General features: G+C 72.3%; 20 protein-coding genes and 1 pseudogene. 13 read left to right on the top strand and 8 right to left on the bottom strand.

Features of this window, described 5'->3' with window-relative positions:
- The first annotated feature begins 10 nt into the window (after positions 1-10).
- Positions 11-943: a DMT family transporter gene (locus AC07C1_RS30565; protein WP_478944202.1), complete on the top strand. Its 933-nt coding sequence runs from the start codon at positions 11-13 to the stop codon at positions 941-943.
- A gap of 85 nt (positions 944-1,028) precedes the next feature.
- Here the strand turns inward: AC07C1_RS30565 and AC07C1_RS30560 are convergent, their stop codons facing one another.
- Entirely contained in the window at positions 1,029-2,360 is a 1,332-nt protein-coding gene (locus AC07C1_RS30560) for an aminotransferase class I/II-fold pyridoxal phosphate-dependent enzyme (RefSeq protein ID WP_478944200.1), read from the bottom strand.
- A 61-nt stretch (positions 2,361-2,421) separates the two neighbouring features.
- On the opposite strand from AC07C1_RS30560, the gene AC07C1_RS30555 reads away from it, so the two are divergent.
- Positions 2,422-3,102 carry a pyridoxamine 5'-phosphate oxidase family protein gene (locus AC07C1_RS30555; RefSeq protein WP_478944198.1) on the top strand — a complete coding sequence of 227 codons (681 nt, stop codon included), beginning with the start codon at positions 2,422-2,424 and terminating at the stop codon, positions 3,100-3,102.
- An 88-nt stretch (positions 3,103-3,190) separates the two neighbouring features.
- Here the strand turns inward: AC07C1_RS30555 and AC07C1_RS30550 are convergent, their stop codons facing one another.
- The 3 genes from AC07C1_RS30550 to AC07C1_RS30540 form a co-directional block, all read right to left on the bottom strand.
- Positions 3,191-4,135 carry a DMT family transporter gene (locus AC07C1_RS30550; protein WP_478944196.1) on the bottom strand — a complete coding sequence of 315 codons (945 nt, stop codon included), beginning with the start codon at positions 4,133-4,135 and terminating at the stop codon, positions 3,191-3,193.
- A 192-nt stretch (positions 4,136-4,327) separates the two neighbouring features.
- Positions 4,328-5,332, bottom strand: a complete 1,005-nt coding sequence (locus tag AC07C1_RS30545; protein WP_478944194.1) for an EamA family transporter — start codon at positions 5,330-5,332, stop codon at positions 4,328-4,330.
- A gap of 98 nt (positions 5,333-5,430) precedes the next feature.
- A complete protein-coding gene (locus AC07C1_RS30540) occupies positions 5,431-6,117 on the bottom strand; it encodes a Clp protease N-terminal domain-containing protein (RefSeq protein WP_478944192.1) in 687 nt (228 codons plus the stop codon).
- Between the two features lie 255 nt (positions 6,118-6,372).
- Here AC07C1_RS30540 and AC07C1_RS30535 point away from each other — a divergent pair, with 255 nt between their 5' ends.
- A complete protein-coding gene (locus AC07C1_RS30535) occupies positions 6,373-6,801 on the top strand; it encodes a type II toxin-antitoxin system Rv0910 family toxin (RefSeq protein WP_478944190.1) in 429 nt (142 codons plus the stop codon).
- A 64-nt stretch (positions 6,802-6,865) separates the two neighbouring features.
- On the opposite strand, the gene AC07C1_RS30530 is transcribed toward AC07C1_RS30535, so the two are convergent.
- The gene (locus AC07C1_RS30530; RefSeq protein ID WP_478944356.1) at positions 6,866-7,492 is read right to left on the bottom strand and encodes a PadR family transcriptional regulator; all 627 of its coding nucleotides are present in this window, start codon (positions 7,490-7,492) and stop codon (positions 6,866-6,868) included.
- A 217-nt stretch (positions 7,493-7,709) separates the two neighbouring features.
- Here AC07C1_RS30530 and AC07C1_RS30525 point away from each other — a divergent pair, with 217 nt between their 5' ends.
- Complete coding sequence (locus AC07C1_RS30525; protein ID WP_478944189.1) at positions 7,710-8,522, top strand: PhzF family phenazine biosynthesis protein; 813 nt, start codon at positions 7,710-7,712, stop codon at positions 8,520-8,522.
- An 18-nt stretch (positions 8,523-8,540) separates the two neighbouring features.
- On the opposite strand, the gene AC07C1_RS30520 is transcribed toward AC07C1_RS30525, so the two are convergent.
- Together AC07C1_RS30520 and AC07C1_RS30515 are read right to left on the bottom strand one after the other, a co-directional pair.
- The gene (locus AC07C1_RS30520) at positions 8,541-9,341 is read right to left on the bottom strand and encodes a CPBP family intramembrane glutamic endopeptidase (RefSeq protein ID WP_478944354.1); all 801 of its coding nucleotides are present in this window, start codon (positions 9,339-9,341) and stop codon (positions 8,541-8,543) included.
- A 281-nt stretch (positions 9,342-9,622) separates the two neighbouring features.
- Positions 9,623-11,140, bottom strand: a complete 1,518-nt coding sequence (locus tag AC07C1_RS30515; RefSeq protein WP_478944187.1) for a glutamate-cysteine ligase family protein — start codon at positions 11,138-11,140, stop codon at positions 9,623-9,625.
- Between the two features lie 565 nt (positions 11,141-11,705).
- On the opposite strand from AC07C1_RS30515, the gene AC07C1_RS30510 reads away from it, so the two are divergent.
- From AC07C1_RS30510 to AC07C1_RS30485, 6 genes are all read left to right on the top strand, one after another.
- On the top strand, positions 11,706-12,290 hold the full coding sequence (locus AC07C1_RS30510; protein ID WP_478944185.1) for a hypothetical protein: 585 nt from the start codon (positions 11,706-11,708) through the stop codon (positions 12,288-12,290).
- Positions 12,291-12,565: 275 nt separating this feature from the next.
- A complete protein-coding gene (locus AC07C1_RS30505) occupies positions 12,566-12,772 on the top strand; it encodes a DUF5999 family protein (protein ID WP_478944352.1) in 207 nt (68 codons plus the stop codon).
- A 436-nt stretch (positions 12,773-13,208) separates the two neighbouring features.
- Positions 13,209-13,739 carry a universal stress protein gene (locus AC07C1_RS30500; RefSeq protein ID WP_478944183.1) on the top strand — a complete coding sequence of 177 codons (531 nt, stop codon included), beginning with the start codon at positions 13,209-13,211 and terminating at the stop codon, positions 13,737-13,739.
- A 208-nt stretch (positions 13,740-13,947) separates the two neighbouring features.
- On the top strand, positions 13,948-14,505 hold the full coding sequence (locus AC07C1_RS30495) for a hypothetical protein (protein ID WP_478944181.1): 558 nt from the start codon (positions 13,948-13,950) through the stop codon (positions 14,503-14,505).
- Positions 14,506-14,862: 357 nt separating this feature from the next.
- Entirely contained in the window at positions 14,863-16,815 is a 1,953-nt protein-coding gene (locus tag AC07C1_RS30490) for an APC family permease (protein WP_478944179.1), read from the top strand.
- 267 nt (positions 16,816-17,082) lie between these two features.
- Complete coding sequence (locus tag AC07C1_RS30485; protein ID WP_478944177.1) at positions 17,083-17,478, top strand: TOBE domain-containing protein; 396 nt, start codon at positions 17,083-17,085, stop codon at positions 17,476-17,478.
- Between the two features lie 43 nt (positions 17,479-17,521).
- Here the strand turns inward: AC07C1_RS30485 and AC07C1_RS30480 are convergent, their stop codons facing one another.
- Positions 17,522-18,043: a molybdopterin-dependent oxidoreductase gene (locus tag AC07C1_RS30480; RefSeq protein WP_478944176.1), complete on the bottom strand. Its 522-nt coding sequence runs from the start codon at positions 18,041-18,043 to the stop codon at positions 17,522-17,524.
- A gap of 201 nt (positions 18,044-18,244) precedes the next feature.
- Here AC07C1_RS30480 and modA point away from each other — a divergent pair, with 201 nt between their 5' ends.
- From modA to AC07C1_RS30465, 3 genes and pseudogenes are all read left to right on the top strand, one after another.
- Complete coding sequence (modA, locus tag AC07C1_RS30475) at positions 18,245-19,066, top strand: molybdate ABC transporter substrate-binding protein (RefSeq protein ID WP_478944174.1); 822 nt, start codon at positions 18,245-18,247, stop codon at positions 19,064-19,066.
- Complete coding sequence (gene modB / locus AC07C1_RS30470) at positions 19,063-19,923, top strand: molybdate ABC transporter permease subunit (protein WP_478944172.1); 861 nt, start codon at positions 19,063-19,065, stop codon at positions 19,921-19,923. Before modA ends, modB begins: the two co-directional genes overlap by 4 nt.
- Positions 19,920-20,219, top strand: a pseudogene (locus tag AC07C1_RS30465) (VWA domain-containing protein); the annotation flags it as partial. The gene modB and the pseudogene AC07C1_RS30465, both read left to right, overlap by 4 nt.

Raw genomic sequence — 20,219 nt, 5'->3', positions numbered from 1 at the left:
CGTTGAGGTCATGAGCTCGGCCATCGCACCCCGGACCCAGTCCCCCGCCCCCGCCCCTCCCCGCGCCCGCCTCGGCTGGCGGCTCCGCTTCGGCGCCCTCTCCCTGATCTGGGGCTTCAGCTTCCTGTTGATCAAGGTGGGCACGGACGGGTACGCCCCCTTCCAGGTCACTTTCGGGCGGCTGGTGTTCGGTACGGCGGTACTGGGGGCGGCGATGGCGGTGAAGCGGGAACGGCTGCCGCGCGGGACCCGCCTGTGGGGCCACATGGCGGTCGCCGCGTTCCTCCTCAACGCCCTGCCGTTCTCCCTGTTCGCCTACTCGGAGCTGACGATCCCGTCCACCCTGGCCGGCATCTGCAACGCCACGTCGCCCCTGTGGGGCATGGCCCTGTCACTGGTCGCCCTCTCCGAGGACCGGCCGACCCGGGTCCGCGTGGCCGGGCTCGGTCTCGGTTTCCTCGGGGTCCTGACGGTGCTGGGTGCGTGGCAGGGCTTCCACGGACTGGATGCCAGGGGGACGGCGATGGCGCTGCTCGCCTCGCTGAGCTATCCGGTGGGGTGGATCTACGTCCGCCGGAAGCTGGCCGGAACGGGTAACTCCCACCTGTCGATGACGGGGGCTCAGCTGCTGCTCGCGACGCTTCAGCTGGCCGTCGTCACGCCTCTGTTCGCCGGTTTTCCCACCCATCTCTCCCTGGTGCCGTCGCTGGCGATCGCCGCGCTGGGGGCCTTGGGCACAGGGCTGGCGGTACTGATCCAGTACGGGTTGGTCGCCGAGGTCGGTCCCACGACCGCGCAGATGGTCACCTACTTCATTCCGGTCATCGCCACGGCAGCGGGAGTGGCGATACTCGGCGAGTCGCTTCGGTGGACGACGCCGGTGGGAGCGGTGATCGTGCTCGCCGGGGCCGCGCTCACCCAGGTACGGCGGAAGGGCGCGTAGCGGGCAGGGGGCTCGCGGTAGGTCAGCGGCTGCGGGCCGTGAGTGGCGCGTCGCGCGGTGTCCCGCGCCCCTTCTCAGCCCAGCCTCAGCCGTAGGCGCGGGCCGGTGACGGTCGTACGGCCGCTGCCACCGCGTCCGCAAGAGGGGCGACGTCCTCCACCGTGAGCGCCGAGACTGTGACCCGGATGCCCTGCGGGGATGCGACGCGGAAGCGGGCGCCCGGCGCGACCGCCCAGCCCGCTTGCAGCAGGCGGGCCACCGCGCCGGTCTCGTCCGGGACCGGCACCCACACGTTCATTCCACTGCGGCCGTGGGCGACGACCCCGCGCTCCGCCAACGCGTCGACCAGCGCGTCCCTGCGGGCCCCGTACGACTCGGCGACCGACGCCCGGTCCACCGCACCGTCGGTCCACAGCCGGACCACGGCCCGCTGCAACAGCAGGCTCACCCAGCCCGGGCCCAGGCGCTGGCGGCCGCGCACCCGGTCGACGGTGACGGTGTCCCCGGCGAGGACGGCGAGGCGCAGGTCGGGACCGTAGGCCTTGGCGGCGGAGCGGACGAAGGCCCAGTGGCGGGTGACGCCCGCGAGGGGGTGCAGCGGCAGGCCGACGATGCCGTGGCCGTGGTCGTCCTCGATGAGCAGGGTCCGCGGGTGGTCCCGCAGCACCGAGCGCAGCGCACGCGCGCGCGTGGCGGTCACCGAGGCGCCGGTCGGATTCTGCGCGCGGTCGGTGACGATGAGGGCGCGGGCCCCGGACTCCAGGGCGCGGCGCAGGTCGTCGGGGCGCGGCCCGTCGTCGTCCACGCCGACGGGGACCGTGCGCAGCCCCAGGGCGGGGACGAGGTCGAGGGCGCTGCCCCAGCCGGGGTCCTCCACGGCGACCGCGTCGCCGGGTTTGAGGTGCGCGGCGAGGACGCGTTCGATGGCGTCCAGGGAGCCGGAGGTCACGGTCAGCGGGCCCCCCGGAACGCGGTCGGCGTCGAGTTCGGCACGGGCGATGCGGACGAGGTCCGCGTCGACGGGGTCGTCGCCGTACAGCACGGGACGCCGGTCCGCCTGTTCGGCCGCCGCCGCGAGGGCCGGGCCCAGGCGGGGCAGCAGGGCCGGGTCGGGATTGCCGGTGGACAGGTCACGGCCCCCGGCGGGGACCTGCACGCGCAGTTCCTCGCGGCCGGTGGTGGCCGGCTTGGGCCGGATGCGGCTGCCCCGGCGGCCGGCCGTCTCGATCACCCCCCGTTCGCGCAGGATGCGATACGCGGCCGCGACGGTGTTCGGATTCACCCCCAACTGAGCCGCCAACTCCCGCATGGGAGGCAGGAGTTGCCCCGGCGCCAGCTCGCCCGCACCGACCGCCTGCTCGACGCCGGCCGCGATCTCGGCTGCGCCACGTCCTTGAATCCGATACTCTCCTAGCACAAAAGTCATTATGCACTAGTGCAATAGAGATCGCGCACCAGATCGCCAGGGAGGGACCCTCATGCAGGGCACGACCGAGGAATCGCGGACCGCCGCCTACACGCCGACCGACCGCACCGTACCCACGCGCTCCGCGCACCGCGCGTCGTACGACAAGGAGCTGGTGCACTCGATACTCGACGAGGGGTACGTCTGCCACCTCGGCTTCGTCCGCGACGGCGCCCCGGTGGTGCTGCCGACCCTGTACGGCCGGGTCGGCGAGCGGCTCTACGTGCACGGGTCCACCGGTTCGCGCCCGCTGCGGATGACCGGCCAGGCCGACCCCGGCCTGCCGGTGTGCCTGACGGTCACCCATGTCGACGGGCTGGTGCTGGCCCGCTCGGCCTTCCACCACTCGATCAACTACCGCTCGGTCGTGGTGCACGGCGTCGCGCACGAGGTCACCGGCCCCGAGGAGCGGCGGCTGGCCCTGGACGCGCTCGTGGACCATGTCGTACCCGGGCGGGCCGCCGACTCCCGGTCCGCGAACAGGAAGGAACTGGCCGCCACCGCGGTGATCCGCCTGGACCTGGACGAGGTCTCGGCCAAGGTCCGCACGGGCGGCGCCAACGACGAGCCCGAGGACCTGTCCCTGCCGCACTGGGCCGGGGTCGTGCCGCTCCGCAAGGGCTATGACACCCCTGTCGCCGACGCCCGCCTGACGCCCGGCATCGAGCTGCCGGACTACCTGGCCGTGCTGTAGGACGGAACGGTCACACCGGCCCGTCCTGCCCGGCAAGGGGCTGGGCGGTCACGCAGGGGCCCGGTCCGTCGTGCCGCGGGCGGGGCAGTCACGCCGGGACCGGTTTCCGCCGGCCGGTCCCGCGGGCCTCGCTCGCGGCGAGGCCCCCGACCGCGCCGAGCATCAGCAGGGTGCCGGCCGTGGTGGTGGCGGTGAGCCGCTCGCCGAGCAGGGCGACGGCGAGCACGGCCGCGGTCACCGGCTCCAGGAGCATGATCACGGAGACGGTGGCGGACCGTACGACGGCCGCTCCCGCGAAGTACAGCGCGTACGCGAGGGCCGTGGGCACGGCGGCGATGTACAGCAGGAGCCAGAGCAGCCGCGCCGGGTGGGCGGTGTGCGGGAGCAGGCCCTCCTGCACCGCGAACGGCAGCAGGCACAGGCTCGTCACGGCGAGGGACCACACGGTCGTGTCGGAGGCGTCGGTGCCGCCGTCCCGGCCCCACCAGCGCGTGAGCAGGGTCATGGCGCTGTAGCCCGCCGCCGAGGCGAGCGCCAGGAGCACGCCCGCCGGCCGTACGGTCGCGGCCGGTCCGCCGAAGGTCAGCACGACGAGCCCGGCGAGGGCACCGGTGACCGCCAGGACGCCCCCGGCGCCGAGCCGCTCCCGGAGCAGCGACCGGGCGCCGAGCGCGATGAGGACGGGGCCCGCGCCCAGGGTGACGACGGTGGCCACGGCGAGACCGGTCGACTCCACGGCCGCGAAGTACGCGGTCTGGAACACGGCGAGGCCGAGGCCGGTGACCACCGCCCGGGTGACCCTGCGGCGCAGGGGTTCGGACGCGGCCGGGCGGACGCGCGGGCGCAGCCCACGGCTGGCCAGGAGCAGCAGGAGACCCAGCGCGCAGCGCCAGAAGGACAGACCGAAGGCGCCCAGGTCGCTGGTCCGGTAGACCAGCGAGGCACCGGCACCGGCGGTGCCCCAGGCGGCACCGGTGATGATCAGGTAGAGCAGGCCACGCCCGACGGGCAGGCCGGAAGCAGTGTTCGACAAGGGAGTTCTCTCCGCAGCGGCGCACACAGGGTGCGGAAGTTCGAGGGCGACCCACTTCGGTGGGGCGCGCGGACTTCATCTGCGGGCAACACCGTCCAGCCCGGCGCGGCTGCACCGAGCGAGTGACCCGGAGGCCCGCCTCAGGCGGCCGGGGGCGGAAGGACGAGCGCGTTCGACGGCATGACCGGAAACCTATGCGGCGGTGCCTCGGGCGGACAACTCCCTTTCCGCGCCGCCCGGGGCGACCGGCTCCGGAGAACCCTTGGCGGGCGTCGAGGACTGGGCGATGAACGCGCCGACCAGGACGACCGCGCCACCGGCGACCTGCGGCGCCGACAGGTGCTCGCCGAGCAGTACCCAGGCCAGCACGGTCGCGATCACCGCCTCCAGGCAGGCCACCACCCCGGCGACCTGTGGGGACAGTCGCCGCACGGACAGCACGCCGGTGATGTACGCGACCACCGTCGCGACCAGTACGATCCAGGCCAGCAGCGCGACGGCCGGTACGGCGGTGCCGTTCAGGTGCGCCGAGCCGGCCAGCACCGACCAGTCCATGCTCCAGGGACGGGCGACGACCGTCAGCACGACGGCACCGACGAGCAGTCCGTAGGCGATGACGCCGAGCGGGTCCGGGGCTTCGTCGCCCGCGTCGCTGCCCTGGTCGGAGAGGACGAAGTAGCCGACCTGGCAGCAGGCGGCGCCGAGCGCGCACAGCAGTCCCAGCACGTCGAAGCCCAGCCCCGACCAGACCTCCACCACACAGGCGAGACCGCCCGCCGCGAGGATCACGCCGAACGCGGCGGCGCGGGTCACGGGCCGCCGCTGCACGAATCGCACCCAGCCCAGCACCAGGGCCGGAGCCAGGTACTCGATGAGCAGTGCCACGCCCACCGGGATACGGGAGAGCGCGGCGAAGTAGCAGGCCTGTACACCGGCGACCGCGAGCAGCCCGAACCCGGCGAGCAGTGCGGGACGGCGGCGGGGCAGGGCGCGGTGCCGGACTGCGAGCGGCAGCATGACCACCGCGGCGCCGGCCACCCGCAGCCACACCACGTGCAGCGGGTCGAGACCCGCCTCGATCAACGGCTTGGCGGCCACTCCGGACCCGCCGAAGGCCAGCGCCGAGACGAGCGCGAGGCCGAGCCCCGCGCCCTTGCCGGAGGTGCCCTGACTGCTCTCTGACGTACGCACCGGCACATGATGACAGGCGACGACAGGAGCGTCACCCCCCTTGACACCTGTCTCAGTTGATGGACGGCCGGTGCGTCAGCAGGTCACGCCGGCGTCGCCGGTGTTCACTCCCCGCCGGTCTCGATCCGGGCGGGCAGATCGCGGGCGGGGATGCCGGCGCGTCCGAGGACCTCGACGGCGCGCGACCGCGGGTCCGTGAGGAGCGCGGCGAACAGATCGGTACCGGTGGCGCGGAGTTCGCCCCGCCGTCGGGCGCGCTCGCGCGCCTCCGCCAAGGCGGCGGCCGCGACAGGGGACCAGCCCCCGCCGTCCCGCGCCTCACCGCCGCGAGCGGTGGGGACGGCTGCCGCGGCGTGGTCGGCCGTAGGGGCGTGGCCGGCCGTGGTGGCTGAAGCGGCTTGAACGGCAGGCATGGCTGGAGCGGCTCGATCGGCCGGCGTGGCCGGAGCCGCTTGAACGGCGGGTATGGCGGGAGCGGGGACGAAGGCGATCGCCCCGGAGTCCTCCACGCTGCCCTGCCACCGCAGCCCGTAGCCGATGCTGCGCTGCACGAGGTAGCCGAGCAGCCGGGCGAGCCGCGCGGGGCCGCCGACGGCGGCGCGGACCTCGGGGTCGTGTTCCAGCAGGGAGTGCAGGAGATGGGCGGTGTCGATCTGCCGGTCCCCGTCCCGGACGGCCCTGCGGCGGGCACCGTCGGCCACCGCTGCCAGCTCGGCACCGAGCCCGGCATCGTCGTCCCTGTGCGCGGTCGCCTCGTCGCGGGGGGCCCGGCGGGCAGTACGGGATTGCACACCCCCACCCCATCAGTCACGACGGGGCCGCGTCATCCACGGGGGGAACCATGTTCGCGTCCCACAGAGAGTGGACATCGCCGTCCCGGATCTCATCCTTACGGAGGAGATCCGGCCGATCTGCCGCCAGGGGCGCGCGCCGCCTTGCCATGCACTGAACGTTTCTGATCGTTCATCAGTATTGAATGTTCACGCCCCTGCGGCTACGTTCCGCGACATCGTAGCCCGCTACGCCCGATCCGAAGGGGTGGTCGCATGGCCGAAGTCACCGCGCAGGCACGCATCCAGGCGCCGGCCGGGAAAGTGTGGGCCCAGCTCACCGACTGGCCGTCGTACGGGGAGTGGAACGCGACCCACACCAGTTTCCCCCAGGGCGGCCCCGAGACCATGGCCGTGGGCGGGACCTTCCAGGAGAACATGAAGCTGATGGGCTTCCCCGCGGAGGTGGACTGGACCATCGAGGAAGTGGAGCCGGCCCGGGTGTTCGCCATTCGCGGCAAGGGCCCGATGGCGGTGACCGTCGCGACGCGCTACACACTGACCCCTGACGGGGACGCCACCAGCGTCCGCATCGACGGTGAGTTCACCGGCGCCGCGGTGTCGTTGATGGCGGGCAGGCTCAAGGACTCGGCGACGGCCGCCCTGAACGAGTCGCTGCGCAAGCTGGGCGGTCTGGTGGCCTGAGCCGGGACGCACGAAGGCGCCCCGCACGGATACCGCACGGGGCGCCCCGGTCGCCGTACCGACCTCAGTGCTCGTCGGCGAGGATGAGGTACAGCTTCTTGCGGGCGTCGTTGATGACGGCCAGCGCCTTCTCGCGCTGCTCCTTGCTGCCCGTCTTCCAGACCTGGCCGAAGGCCTCCATCAGACCGACGCCGGCCTGGCGGATCTCATGGAGGGCCTCCCAGTCGACCCCGCGCGAGGCCTCCTCCCAGGGGGCGTCCGGACCCTCCTCGGCGGCACTGCGGCCGCTGTCGGTGAGCGAGAAGAGCTTCTTGCCGCCCTCGCTCGCGCTGGCGATAAGACCCTCGTCCTCCAACAGCTGGAGCGTCGGGTAGACCGAGCCGGGGCTCGGCTTCCACGCGCCACCGCTGCGTTCGGCGATCTCCTGGATCATCTCGTAGCCGTGCATGGACCGGTCCTTGAGCAGGGCCAGGATCGAGGCCCGCACATCACCGCGCCGCGCCCGCCCCCTAGGTCCTCCGCGCCCTCGCGGCCCCCAGGGTCCGGGGCCGAAACCGGGTCCGCCCGGGCCGAACCCCGGTCCGCCCGGCCCGAAGGGACCGAAGGCGGCCCGCCGGCCGTCGAATCCACCCATGCCCCGCCGACCGGGGCCCTCGTGCCGATGTCCACGCTCGAATCCGTGGGTACGCATCGTGATCACTCCGTTCCATCGCTGATCTGTCACGTATGCATCGCGTATCGCTCGCGATGCTTCAACGATATATCGCCGACGGATCGCCTGATAACCCCCGGGTACGGAGTGGGATGCGCCGGGCCGCTCAGCCGGCCGGACCGCCGGGCGGGAAGCGGTCCGGCACTCGTGAATTGGCCTTGGTCCGGGGGTCGGCGGAGCCATTAGCGTCAGCGCCATGCGCATTCGAATCGTGGACGCCTTCACCGACCGCCCCTTCGCCGGCAACCCGGCCGGAGTCCTGCTCCTGGACGACGCCTTCCCGGACGACGACTGGCTCCAGAACGTCGCCCTGGAGGTCAACCACGCGGAGACAGCGTTCGCGCACCCGCTGTCCGGGCGCGGTGAGGCGGACTGGGCGCTGCGCTGGTTCACGCCCGTCACCGAGGTCGCGATGTGCGGGCACGCCACGCTCGCCACGGCCCACGTCCTGCACACCACCGGCGCCCACGAAGGCGCGGTGCGGTTCGCCACCCGCAGCGGCGTGCTCATCGCCACGCCCGCCGCGGACGGCTCGGTCACCCTCGACTTCCCGACCGCCCCCCTCACCCCCGTCGAGGTCCCGGCCGGAGTCGCCGAGGCGCTGGGCGCGGAACCGGCCGCCGCCTTCGACACCGGCCCGAACGTCGGCGACCTGCTGGTGGAGCTGGCCGACGAGAAGACCGTCCTCGGTCTCTCCCCCGACCACAGCGCCCTCGGCGCCTACTCCTCGCGCGGCATCATCGCCACCGCCTGTGCCGAGGACCCCTCCCGCGGGTACGACTTCGTCTCCCGCTGCTTCTTCCCGAACGTCGGCATCGACGAGGACCCGGTCACCGGCAGCGCCCACACCGCACTCGCCCCGCACTGGTCCGCCCGGCTCGGCCGCGACGACCTCACCGGGCTGCAGGCCTCCCGCCGCACCGGGCTGGTCCGCACCGCCGTGCGCGGCGAGCGCACCCTGCTCACCGGCCGCGCGGTCACCGTCATCGAGGGCGAGCTGCGCGCCTGAACGGCCCGCCCACGGTCCTCAGGCCGTCGGCAGCCAACCCACCTTGCCCGCGAGGACGGCATAGCCGACGAAGGCACCGATGTCGAGCAGCGAGTGCGCGACGACCAGCGGACCGACCCGGCCCCAGCGGCGGTACAGCCAGACGAACACCACGCCCATGGCCATGTTGCCGAGGAAGCCGCCGACGCCCTGATAGAGGTGGTACGAGCCGCGCAGGACCGCGCTGGCGACCAGCGCGGTCCCCGGGGTCCAGCCCAACTGGCCGAGCCGGCGCAGCAGATAGCCGACGACGATGACCTCTTCGAGGATCGCGTTCTGCAGGGCGGAGAGGATCAGCACCGGGTACTTCCACCACACGTCCGGCAGCGCCTCGGGCACGACGGTCAGATTGAAGCCGAGGCCACGTGCGGCCAGGTAGAAGGCGATGCCGGTACTGCCGATCACGGCGGCGACCCCGGCTCCCCGGGCCAGATCGGGCCGGGGGCGGGTACGGTCGAAGCCCAGCGTCCGCAGGCTCTTCCCCTCGCGGAGCAGCAGGTGGGCGACGAGGGCCACCGGGACCAGCGCGCTGGCGATGCCGAAGAGCTGCCAGGCGAGGTCGAGCCACGGGCGGCCGGGCGCGGCCGACGCGTTGAGGGTGGCCGCCTGGTCCTTCAGGCCGCCCGGCTTGGTGACCGAGCCGATGAAGCTGATCAGCGCGGAGACTCCGCTCGCCCCCAGCGAGAGCGCGAGGACGAGCAGCGTCTCGTCCCGCAGGATCCGCCGCGGGTCACGCGCCGGCGCCACGGAATCGCCCACCGAGTCAGCCTCCACCTGCACCCCTGCCTCCAGCCGGCTCATGGGCCCACGGCCCCTTTCGCCTGGCAAGGATCGCAGAACCACAGGGGGAGACCGCGCACCGGGCTGCCGACGGACGGCCCCGTTCGGCCGCCGTGCACTCCCGTCCGCCCCGACGGCGCTCGGCCACAACGGCGCGGGCCGACGGTCACCACGGCGGACGGCCCGCCAGGGCCTGCCTTCCTGATCTCGCCGGGGCCGCGGTCGGCCGCGAGGCGCCGTCGCTGGAGCCGGCCTGATCCGGAAGAAAGGCCCCGAGCCCCTCAGCCCAGCGGCACCGGCTCCGGCAGACCCACCGGCCAGGTGTGCACCGGCTCGCCGACATGCATCAGCTCGGCGTAGCGCCGGGTCGTCGCCGCCAGGGCCGCCTCGCGGGTGAGGCCCTGCTCGAGCGCCCGGTGGAAGGTGGCCGCCTGCCAGGACGCGCCGTTGACCCGCCGCCGGCAGCGTTCCTCGATGACCCCAAGGTAGAGATCCCGGTCGGCGGCCTCGACGCCCCACGCATCCAGCCCGGCGGAGGCCAGCGGCAACAGCTCGTCGCGGACCAGGGTGACCGCGTCGACCTCGCCCGTGCCGCCGTAGCGTCCCCGCCGGGGCCAGACGAAGCGGGCGTCGATCCCGTGCCGGCACGCCGCGTCGAAGTTGGCCTCGGCCACGGCGAAGGGCAGCCGGGTCCACACCGGCCGCGAGTCCTCGGCGAGGGCGCGCACCAAGCCGTAGTAGAAGGCCGCGTTGGCGATCACGTCGGTGATGGTCGGCCCGGCCGGCAGCACCCGGTTCTCCACCCTGAGGTGCGGGACGCCGTCCGCGATGCCGTACACCGGCCGGTTCCAGCGGTAGATCGTGCCGTTGTGCAGGACGAGTTCGGCGAGCTTGGGGGTGCCGCCGGCGTCCAGCACCTGCAGCGGCTCCTCCTCGTCGCAGAGCGGCAGCAGGGCCGGGAAGTAGCGCAGGTTCTCCTCGAACAGGTCGTGGGCGGAGGAGATCCACCGCTCCCCGAACCAGGTGCGCGGCCGCACCCCCTGCGCCTGCAGCTCGGGCGGCCGGGTGTCGGTGGACTGCAGAAACAGCGGCGGCCGGGACTCGCGCCACAGCTCGTGACCGAAGAGGAACGGTGAGTTGGCGCCGACGGCTATCTGCGCGGCGGACGCCACCTGCGCCGCGTTCCACACGTCGGCGAACCGTGCCGGAGTCACCTGGAGGTGCAGCTGCAGCGAGGTGCACGCGGCCTCGGGGACGATCGACTTGGAGGTGCACACGAGGTGCTCCACGCCCTCGATGTCGAGCCGGAAGTCCTCCCCGCGCGCGGCCACGATCTGGTCGTTCAGCAGGGTGTAGCGGTCGACCTCGGAGAGGTTGGAGGAGACCAGGTCGTCCCGGTCGAGCGTGGGCAGGATGCCGATCATGACGATTCCCGCGTCCACCTCACCGGCTTTCCGGTCTGCGTACGCCAGAGAGGTGCGCAGTTCCTCGGCGAGCCGGTCGAATACCCGGCCGCCCAAACGGTGTGGGGCGATGTTCACTTCCAGGTTGAACATGGCTAGTTCCGTTTGGAAGTCACGGCTCGCGATGCGCTCCAGCACCTGCCCGTTCAACATTCTCGGCATACCGTCGGAGCCCGCGAGATTCAATTCGATCTCCACCCCCATGAGGTTCTTGGGGCGATCGAAACGCTTCTCGACCAGCAGTCGCTCCAGTCCCGTCAGGCACTTTTGGAGCTTTTCGCGGTATCGCTGGCGATCGGACAGGTCGAACTGCCCTGCCACGACCTTCTCCCCCATCGAAGTGTCCCTCCTTGGATGGGCGGGCCGACGATCCGGCCGCCGGGCTCCCGAGTCAGGGGGGATGATGCCCAGCGGAGACGATCGATAACGTCCCGCGCGGGCCCAGCGCCCGCTACTCTGTCGAATGTTCCCTGCGGCACATTCACGAGGCATGCCGCCGACGCACCTTCGAGTGCCCCGAACGCCTCGTGAAAAACGCCGACGACATTCGGCCGACCGCTACCGGCACGTATCGCCAGGTCAGCGCCGAGGAACCGGTGCGAGAACCGGGATGAGTCCCGCAAATCGACGGCCCAATAGCGCCTTGCGTGAGTTACCGGAATGGGATAGACGAAGCAACGGCCGAACATCCGTCGTATAAACTTCGCCCACAAGGCAGAAGGTTGGCGCCCTCGGTCCTGGTTCCTGTCGTGTTCCTGCCGTCACCACGACGGGCGGCAGCCGAGCCGCAGCTTTGTTCACCGACCCGGGCCCCCACCCCTCAGGCCTTTCCGTGAGCAGACAGCGCCGTCCGCCCCACCCTCCTCGCGCCGCCGCGCCTGTCGAACGAGAGGCGACCCACATGCCGCTGCACGTGCCCCCTGCCCCCGCGCCCGCCCTGCGCTCCGTTCTCACCGCCCTCAGTTCCCCGACCGCGGTCCGTGAGGCCCGCACCCCGTCCCTGCGCGCCGCGCAGGGCCCGGCGACACCCGAACTGCCGCTGCCCGTCCATGTGCTGGACCGGATCACCGCGCAAGGCCTGTCCGCGACGAGACTGGCCGGCTGGCGCTTCCTGATCCGCTGCGGCGACCGGGCGGTGGCCGCGGCGGAGACCATGCTCACCCCCGACGGCTGGGCCTTCTCGCACTTCTTCGAGGGCCCGTACGTCCCCTCCACCGAGCGCGCCCTGCAGCAGGCCGAGACGCTGCAACAGTCCTACCAAGCACGCCTGCTGTCCGTGCCCGGTCTGTACATGCTCACCCTGTGGCTGCACGGCGACTGCGCCGCCGACGGCGCGGAAGGCCACCCGGCCGCCACCGATCTGCTCGTCCCGCTGGCCCCCGCACCCCCCGGCATACCGGCGCACCGGCCCTTCCCGGTCGCCGAGTTGCTTCCGGTGCTGACCCATCGGGCGACTCCCATCCCACTGCTCGGCTCACCTGCCTGAACGAGACCCGCGTACCCCGCTCCCCGGAAGGGAAGCGGGGTACGACTGTTTCCGCCGGATGACACCCTGCGGACTAGCCCGTTCCGACCACTGCGAACCACCCGAAGTGACAGTGCAGTTGGGTGAACCGACCGCGCGGGTGACGCGTCCTCAACCTGTGAGAAGCGGTGCAGCGAAATCCCTGCGGAATGACGCCCGGAGGGCAACACTGGGTTCCGACCGACTTATCACCACGGGGGACGGACATGACCACGACACAGCGAAAGATCCCACCCATGTGCCAGCACCAGCCACCGTGCCCGCCAGCCGAATCCGCCGACCGGGAGTCCGCCCGTCTCGTGGCACACCACCCGGAGCAGGGATGGAGTCTGCTGTGCAACGGCGTCCTGCTCTTCGAGGACACCGGTGAGCTGCTGCCCGACGGCCGGATCATCGCTCCGCACCGCCCACTCGGTGCGGAGTGGGTGATGACCGCCGCCTGAGCACAGCGCAAGCGATCCGAGGGGCCGGCCGCACACATCCCGTGCGCACCGGCCCCGATGTGTGTCCAGCCGTGACTACCGTACGTAGCCGGACATCATCGCAGCGCCTCCCACAGGGCCTGGTACGCCGGTTTGGGGTTCAGCCGTTCGTCCCACGGCAGGGCCGCGCCCTCGCCCGGGAAGAAGGCCGGCCGGTACGTCGTCCGGCAGCGTCAACTGGGTCGGCCGGTCGAGGACGTTGCCGATCTGGCGCCAGTGCACCAGACGGGCTCGCGCACCGCCTTGACCGTGCCCGAGTGGCGGTGAACGCCGGAAGACCACCGCCCGGCTGGTCGAATCACCGCCGCGGGAGTGGGATGGAGGGCAGGGGCCTTGCCGGCGGGCACGTCCGCCTGAGCCATCCGGTCGGCGCCCGTGGGAAGCGAACGGTGGAGTCATGTCCGGTTACGACGCCTCGGCGGCCGCTCGTGTGGTGGTCGGTGTCAGCGGCTCTCTGGGCAGTGTCACGGCCCTGCGGCGGGCCACCGCGCTGGCCCGTCGGCTGGGAGCCGAGCTGTGGCCGGTGCTGGCCTGGGAGCCACCGGGCGGTGATCCCGCCGCTCGGCGCTCCCCCGGCGCCGGCCTGCTGGTCGAGGAGTGGCAACGGCTGGCCAAGCAGCGGCTGGCCTCGGTGCTGGACGAGATCTTCGGGACGGAGAGCCCCGGTGTGCCGACGCACCCCGTCATCGTCCGCGGCACCCCGGGCCGGGCGCTGGTGGCGACCGCGGACCGGGAGGACGACGTGCTGGTGGTGGGGGCGGGGCGGCGCGGCCTCCAGCGCGCCTTCTCGGGCCGGGTCTCCCGGCACTGCCTGGCCCATGCCGTGTGCCCGGTCCTGGCGGTGCCCCCGTCCCCGCTGGAGACCGAACTGCTGTCCGTCCACCGGCGCAACACCTGGCATCTGCGCATCGACACGCGCGAGTTGTGAGGGGCGGCTCGGCGCCGGATGACCGAAGGTGCGGCTGTGTCCACGTGCCGGGCCGGAGCCGGAGCCGTCGAGCGGGAGTCCTGAGCACACGATCCCGGGCGGTCCGGCGATGCCGGCGCGTCAAGAACGGCCCCTCGGCCGTCAGGGTGCCATCAAGGTGCGGTGCGGTCGGCTCTCGACGGCCCCGCGACTGTCTACGATCGAACTCATGGGGCACCGCGACGACACTCGCCCCCGGACGCAGGGCTCCCACTCGCCCGACCGCGGCGACGTGGTGCACGACCGCGAATGGACCGAGGAGATGCGCACTGCGGTCCGCTGCTCCGGGTTGCTGTTCGCGCTTCTGCTCTTCGTCGACTGGACGGCCGGCTCGCTCGGCTGGTGGCGCGGTGGCCTCTGGCTCCTGCTGGCCCTGCTGCTCCTCCTCGTCCTCCTTCCGGCCCGCGTCTCGGCCGGAAGGGGCTGGTTGGCCACCCGCCGTCTGCTGCGCACCCGCCGGGTTCGCACCGATCTGCTGATCGCGGTCCGTCCGCTGGACGGCGTGGCACAGCGTCTGGTCCTGCGCGACGCCCTCGGCCACCGGGTCGAGATCGACCCCGGGGTCCTGATCCGCAATCCCGCCCTCTGGTACCGGCTCGACGAGGGCGCCCGGATGTCCGAGGCGGCCGGAACCCTGCTCTGCGGCGCGACCGCCCTGCATCGCCTCGCCCACCGCCTGGACCGCGAGACCGCGCTGGCGGTGTTCCGGGCATCGGGACTGGAGTGACGCCGCCCGCCACCGCGCCACGGACCGCGGCGCCGCCGGCCCTACGCGGGGGAAGCACCTAGGGGGAAAGCCGCCGGGTGCCTTGGATCGGCCGCCCTCCGGCACCGTAGGACATGACGCTCGGTGGCCGTCCCCGGATCGGCACCGCGCGGGACCACCCGTTGCGTCCAGGTCCGGGTGACCGCCCCCTGCCTCCCCTTGTTGATGCGGCGTCCGCGTTCCCGGGCGATTCTTAACGCAAGACTGACGCCCACGGAGCCAGGATCCGTGGGCCCAGGCGTCACTCTCTGCTTACGCTGGTGCCGTCGTCCGCGTGAGGGCCAGAAAACCGCGGAGCCGCACATCAGGAGTACGCCGATGGTCACGACCGAACACCCTCCCAGTCGCCTGCGCACCTGGATGCTGGAGGGTCTGTCCGACATGGGCAAGAACGGCGGCCACACGGGACCGCACGCCGAGCCGGAGCCTGCGCACCAGGGGCAGCGCTGGTGGCGGGTGATGTGCCTGACCGGTGTCGACTACTTCTCCACCCTCGGATACCAGCCGGGCATCGCGGCCCTGGCGGCCGGTCTGCTGTCACCGGTGGCGACCATCGTGCTGGTGATCGTCACCCTGGCCGGCGCCCTGCCGGTCTACCGGCGTGTGTCCGAGGAGAGCCCGCGCGGCGAGGGCTCCATCGCGATGCTGGAGCGGCTGCTGTCGTTCTGGCAGGGCAAGCTGTTCGTGCTCACCCTGCTGGGTTTCGCGGCCACCGACTTCCTGATCACGATCACCCTCTCGGCGGCCGACGCCTCCACCCACCTGGTGGAGAACCCGCACCTCACCAGTACCCTGCACGGTCACCAGATGGTGATCACGCTGTTCCTGGTGGCCCTGCTCGGCGCGGTGTTCCTCAAGGGCTTCCTGGAGGCGATCGGCGTCGCGGTCGCCCTGGTCGGCATCTACCTGGCGCTCAATGTCGTCGTCGTGATCACCGGTCTGTGGCACGTCGTCACGGCCGGGCACGTGATCACGGACTGGACGAGCGCCCTGACCGCCGAGCACGGCAACGTCTTCGCGATGGTGGGTGTGGCGCTGATCGTCTTCCCGAAACTCGCCCTCGGCCTGTCCGGCTTCGAGACCGGCGTCGCCGTCATGCCGCACGTCCAGGGCGACCCGGGCGACACCGAGCAGCGTCCGGCCGGCCGGATCAGGGACACCAAGAAGCTGCTGACCACCGCCGCGCTGATCATGAGCTGCTTCCTGATCGCCACCAGCTTCATCACCACGCTGCTGATCCCCGCGGACGAGTTCAAGACGGGCGGCCAGGCCAACGGCCGTGCGCTGGCCTACCTCGCGCACGAATACCTCGGTGGCGCGTTCGGCACGGTCTACGACGTCTCGACCATCGCCATCCTGTGGTTCGCGGGCGCCTCGGCCATGGCCGGTCTGCTCAACCTGATGCCCCGCTATCTGCCCCGCTACGGCATGGCCCCGCACTGGGCGCGGGCGGTGCGCCCGATGGTGCTCGTCTTCACCCTGGTCGCGTTCCTGGTGACCTGGATCTTCGACGCCAACGTCGACAAGCAGGGCAGCGCCTACGCCACCGGCGTGCTGGTACTGATCAGCTCGGCCGCGATCGCGGTGACCATCGCCGCGCGCAAGGCGGGGCAGCGCGGCTGGACCATCGCGTTCGCCGTGATCTCGGCGGTGTTCCTGTACACGACGGTCGTGAACGTCATCGAGCGCCCGGACGGTGTGAAGATCGGTGCCTGCTTCATCGCCGGCATCATCCTGGTCTCGCTGCTGTCCCGGCTGGCCCGTGCCTTCGAGCTGCGCGTGACCAGCGTGACGCTCGACCCGCTGGCGGAACGTTTCATCCGGGACATGGCCAGCCGCAAGATACGGTTCATCGCCAACGAGCCGGATCGCCGCGACAAGGCCGAGTACCGCGACAAGATCGAGCAGATCCGCGCCGACAACGACCTGCCCGAGCAGGAGGACTTCGTCTTCGCCGAGGTCACGGTCACCGACCCCTCCGAGTTCGAAGCGTGCCTGACCGTACGCGGCGAGGTGCTGCACGGCCGCTACCGGGTCCTGACCCTGGAGTCCGCCTCCATCCCGAACGCCCTCGCCGCGCTCCTCCTTCACGCCCGGGACGTCACCGCTTGCATCCCGCACATCTATTTCGAGTGGACCGAGGGCAACCCGTTCGCCAACTTCCTGCGTTTCTTCCTCTTCGGTCAGGGCGAGGTCGCCCCGGTCACCCGCGAGGTGCTGCGCGAGGCGGAACCCGAACGGGCGCGGCGGCCGCGCGTGCACACGGGCTGAGACCGAGCACACGCGAGACGGAACGGGGGCCGGCGCGGCGGCCGCTTCGCGCACATGCTGAGACCGGGCGCACGCCGGACGGAATCGGGGCGGGCAGGTGGGCAGGTGGGCCCGCGGGGCCCACCCGGACAGGAACCGTCCGGGCAGGCAGGCCCGCGCGGCAGCACCCAGGGTGGCACCGGCGCCGGCCGGAGCATCAGGCCCACGCACGCCCCCGGGGGCGTCCCCGCGTCCAGGTTCCCGGCGCTTGGCTCTATCGTGACCGGCATGCAGTCCTACACGATCGGCCAGGCGGCGCGGCTGCTCGGCGTGAGCCCGGACACCACCCGCCGCTGGGCCGATGCGGGCCGGGTGGTGACCCACCGCGACGAGGCCGGCCGGCGTCTCATCGACGGCCGGGACCTCGCCGCGTTCTCGGTCGAACTGGCCAAGGCGGGCGGCGGCGAGGAGGACGCCTCCTACACCTCCGTGCGCAACGCCTTCCCCGGCATCGTCACCGCGATCAAGCTGGGCGACGTCGCCGCCCAGGTGGAGATCCAGGCGGGCCCGCATCGGCTGGTGTCGCTGCTGACCCGGGAAGCGGTCGAGGAACTCGGCCTGGAGGTCGGTATGGAAGCCACCGCGCGCGTGAAGTCCACCAACGTACACATCGACCGCTTCTGACCCGGTCCGCTGCCGCCCGCCGGCGCCCCGCCCGAGGGGCCGTTCATGGAGCCGCCGTCGGCGCGTGACCGGATGTGGCCGGCGCGGGACCGCTCTGAACGCGACCCGCACGCCTGTCGGCCGGCCCGAAGGGGTAGCCCCCGTCCACCCGGATCGCGGTGATCCCACTGATGTGCCGGGCCCCGCACCGGTCCTGCGGAAGCACCAGTTGGGGTCCGGCCGCGTCCAGCGGGGCGTCGTCGAGGGTGAGCGCGAGCAGTACGGGCGCGTCGGCGAAGTCCGGGTCGATCTCGGCCCAGGACAGCACCGCGTGGTGGCCGTCGGCGCCGGTGACCGCGATGAGGAACCGCAGGCGGTCCTTGCTCCGTGCCGGGTCGAAACCGGGACCGGCGTCGGTGAGCACGTCGTACAGGCGCGGGCCGGTGAAGCGGTGGTGCTGGACGCCGCTGGTCACGCACTCGAAGCTGACGTCCGCCCGGTGCTGTGGCCAGCGGAGCAGTTCCGGCACGGTCAGCCGGGCAGGTCGTACCAGATCACCGGCCAGGGCGAATTCCGCGAGCGTCACCGTCGACCACCTCCCGCAGAACGGTACCCGCCCGAGAGCGCCGCACAAACGCACATGCGAGCTACAAGCCACAAGTTCGCAGCTCATGCGATGCGACAGGAGACTTCCGCCTGGCAGATGCGGCAGTATCATCGCCGCACGGCCGATGCCCGGCCGTCAGGGCGCGACAGTCGTTCGACAGAACCTGAGGAGAGATCCGTGATGACCCGTTCCGTGCGCCGGACCCGGCGGATGCTGCAGCTGGCCGGTGCGGGAGCCGCCGCTCTGATGGCACTCAGCGCCTGCTCCTCGTCGTCCGACTCGAAGGACTCGTCCGGTTCATCGGGCAAGCCGGCCTCCCCGAAGCTGTCCGGCACGGTCACCGTGTTCGCGGGCGCCTCCCTCAAGGAGAGCTTCACGACGCTCGGCAAGCAGTTCGAGCGGCAGCACCCGGGCACCAAGGTCAGCTTCAACTTCGGCGGCAGCGACACCCTCGCCGCGAACATCACCGGCGGGGCCCCGGTGGACGTCTTCGCCGCCGCCAGCCCCAAGACCATGGCGATCGTCACGGGCAGGAAGGAAGCGGTCGGCACTCCGGCCACCTTCGTCCGCAACCAGCTGGAGATCGCCACCCTGCCGGGCAACCCGCACAAGGTGACCTCCCTGAAGGACCTCACCAAGTCCGGTCTCAAGGTCGTCCTGTGCGACAAGACGGTGCCGTGCGGCGCCGCCGCCCAGAAGGCCCTGGACGCCGGCAAGCTCAAGCTCACCCCGGTCTCCTACGAGCAGGACGTCAAGGGCGCCCTGACCAAGGTGGAGCTGAAGGAGGCCGACGCGGCGGTGGTGTACAGGACCGACGTGAAGACCGCCGGTGACAAGGTGGAGGGCGTGGAGTTCCCCGAGTCCGCCGATGCGATCAACGACTACCCGATCGCCCTGCTGAAGAACGGGCAGAACGCTGAGGCCGGCAAGGCGTTCATCGCTCTCGTGCGGTCCGCCGAGGGCCGGCAGGTACTGGGCGAGGCCGGGTTCCTCAAGCCGTGACCTCGCTCCACGATCCCGGTGCGGCGGCCGGCCCCCGCACGGGCCGGCCGCGGCGCCGCCGCGTCGGCGCGGGGGGCCGGCGCGGGGTGCCGTTGCCGCTGCTGCTGCCGGGAGTGCTGGCGCTGGCGTTCCTGCTGCTGCCCCTGCTCGCGCTGCTCCTGCGTGCGCCCTGGCGCAGTCTGCCGGACCAGCTGACCAGCACCGAGGTGTGGCAGGCGCTCCAGCTGTCCCTGGTCAGCGCCACCGCGGCGACCGCCGTGAGCCTCGTCCTCGGCGTGCCGCTGGCCTGGCTGCTCGCCCGCACCGACTTTCCCGGCCGAGGCCTGGTACGCGCCCTGGTGACGCTGCCCCTGGTCCTCCCCCCGGTCGTCGGCGGTGTGGCCCTGCTTCTCGCCCTGGGCCGTAACGGCGTCATCGGCAAGTGGCTGGACGCCTGGTTCGGGATCACGCTGCCGTTCACCACCACGGGGGTCGTGATCGCGGAGGCGTTCGTCGCGATGCCGTTCCTGGTCATCAGCGTCGAGGGCACCCTGCGCGCCGCCGACCCGCGCTACGAGGAGGCGGCCGCCACGCTCGGCGCGTCACGCTTCACCGCGTTCCGCCGCGTCACGCTGCCGCTCATCGCCCCCGGCATCGCGGCGGGCGCCGTGCTGGCCTGGGCCCGCGCCCTTGGCGAGTTCGGTGCGACGATCACCTTCGCGGGCAACTTCCCCGGCCGCACCCAGACCATGCCCCTCGCGGTCTACCTCGCCCTGCAGAACGACCCCGAGGCCGCCATATCGCTCAGCCTGGTACTGCTGGCCGTGTCGATCACGGTACTGGCCGGGCTGCGGGACCGCTGGATGACGACATCGTGACGAACCCCCAGCCCGAAGCCACCGACGGCGCCCAGCCTCCCCAGGCCCCGCCGGCACCTGCGGCCGCCGACGGCGCTGACCCCGCGCAGGGGCCACCCGCACCCGACGACGAAAGCCGCACCGGTGGTGCGGGTGGGAACCCGACCCCGGCCGACGGCCGGCCACCCACCACGCAGCCGCACCCGCACCCGCACCCGCACCCGGCCGCCGACGGCGCTGACCCCGCGCAGGGGCCACCCGCACCCGACGACGAAAGCCGCACCGGTGGTGCGGGTGGGAACCCGACCCCGGCCGAC

This window comes from Streptomyces sp. NPDC045022 (assembly GCF_056432605.1).
Note: the sequence above shows the minus strand (reverse complement) of the source record. Positions and strands in the feature narration are given on the sequence as shown.

Coding starts and splice junctions, on each gene's coding strand:
- AC07C1_RS30535 (WP_478944190.1), top strand. CDS start 6,373: ATGGCCGAAGTCACCGCGCAGGCACGCATCCAGGCGCCGGCCGGGAAA.
- AC07C1_RS30530 (WP_478944356.1), bottom strand. CDS start 7,492: ATGCGTACCCACGGATTCGAGCGTGGACATCGGCACGAGGGCCCCGGT.
- AC07C1_RS30510 (WP_478944185.1), top strand. CDS start 11,706: ATGCCGCTGCACGTGCCCCCTGCCCCCGCGCCCGCCCTGCGCTCCGTT.
- AC07C1_RS30500 (WP_478944183.1), top strand. CDS start 13,209: ATGTCCGGTTACGACGCCTCGGCGGCCGCTCGTGTGGTGGTCGGTGTC.
- AC07C1_RS30565 (WP_478944202.1), top strand. CDS start 11: ATGAGCTCGGCCATCGCACCCCGGACCCAGTCCCCCGCCCCCGCCCCT.
- modA (WP_478944174.1), top strand. CDS start 18,245: ATGACCCGTTCCGTGCGCCGGACCCGGCGGATGCTGCAGCTGGCCGGT.
- AC07C1_RS30515 (WP_478944187.1), bottom strand. CDS start 11,140: ATGGGGGAGAAGGTCGTGGCAGGGCAGTTCGACCTGTCCGATCGCCAG.
- AC07C1_RS30505 (WP_478944352.1), top strand. CDS start 12,566: ATGTGCCAGCACCAGCCACCGTGCCCGCCAGCCGAATCCGCCGACCGG.
- AC07C1_RS30485 (WP_478944177.1), top strand. CDS start 17,083: ATGCAGTCCTACACGATCGGCCAGGCGGCGCGGCTGCTCGGCGTGAGC.
- AC07C1_RS30495 (WP_478944181.1), top strand. CDS start 13,948: ATGGGGCACCGCGACGACACTCGCCCCCGGACGCAGGGCTCCCACTCG.
- AC07C1_RS30525 (WP_478944189.1), top strand. CDS start 7,710: ATGCGCATTCGAATCGTGGACGCCTTCACCGACCGCCCCTTCGCCGGC.
- AC07C1_RS30490 (WP_478944179.1), top strand. CDS start 14,863: ATGGTCACGACCGAACACCCTCCCAGTCGCCTGCGCACCTGGATGCTG.
- AC07C1_RS30555 (WP_478944198.1), top strand. CDS start 2,422: ATGCAGGGCACGACCGAGGAATCGCGGACCGCCGCCTACACGCCGACC.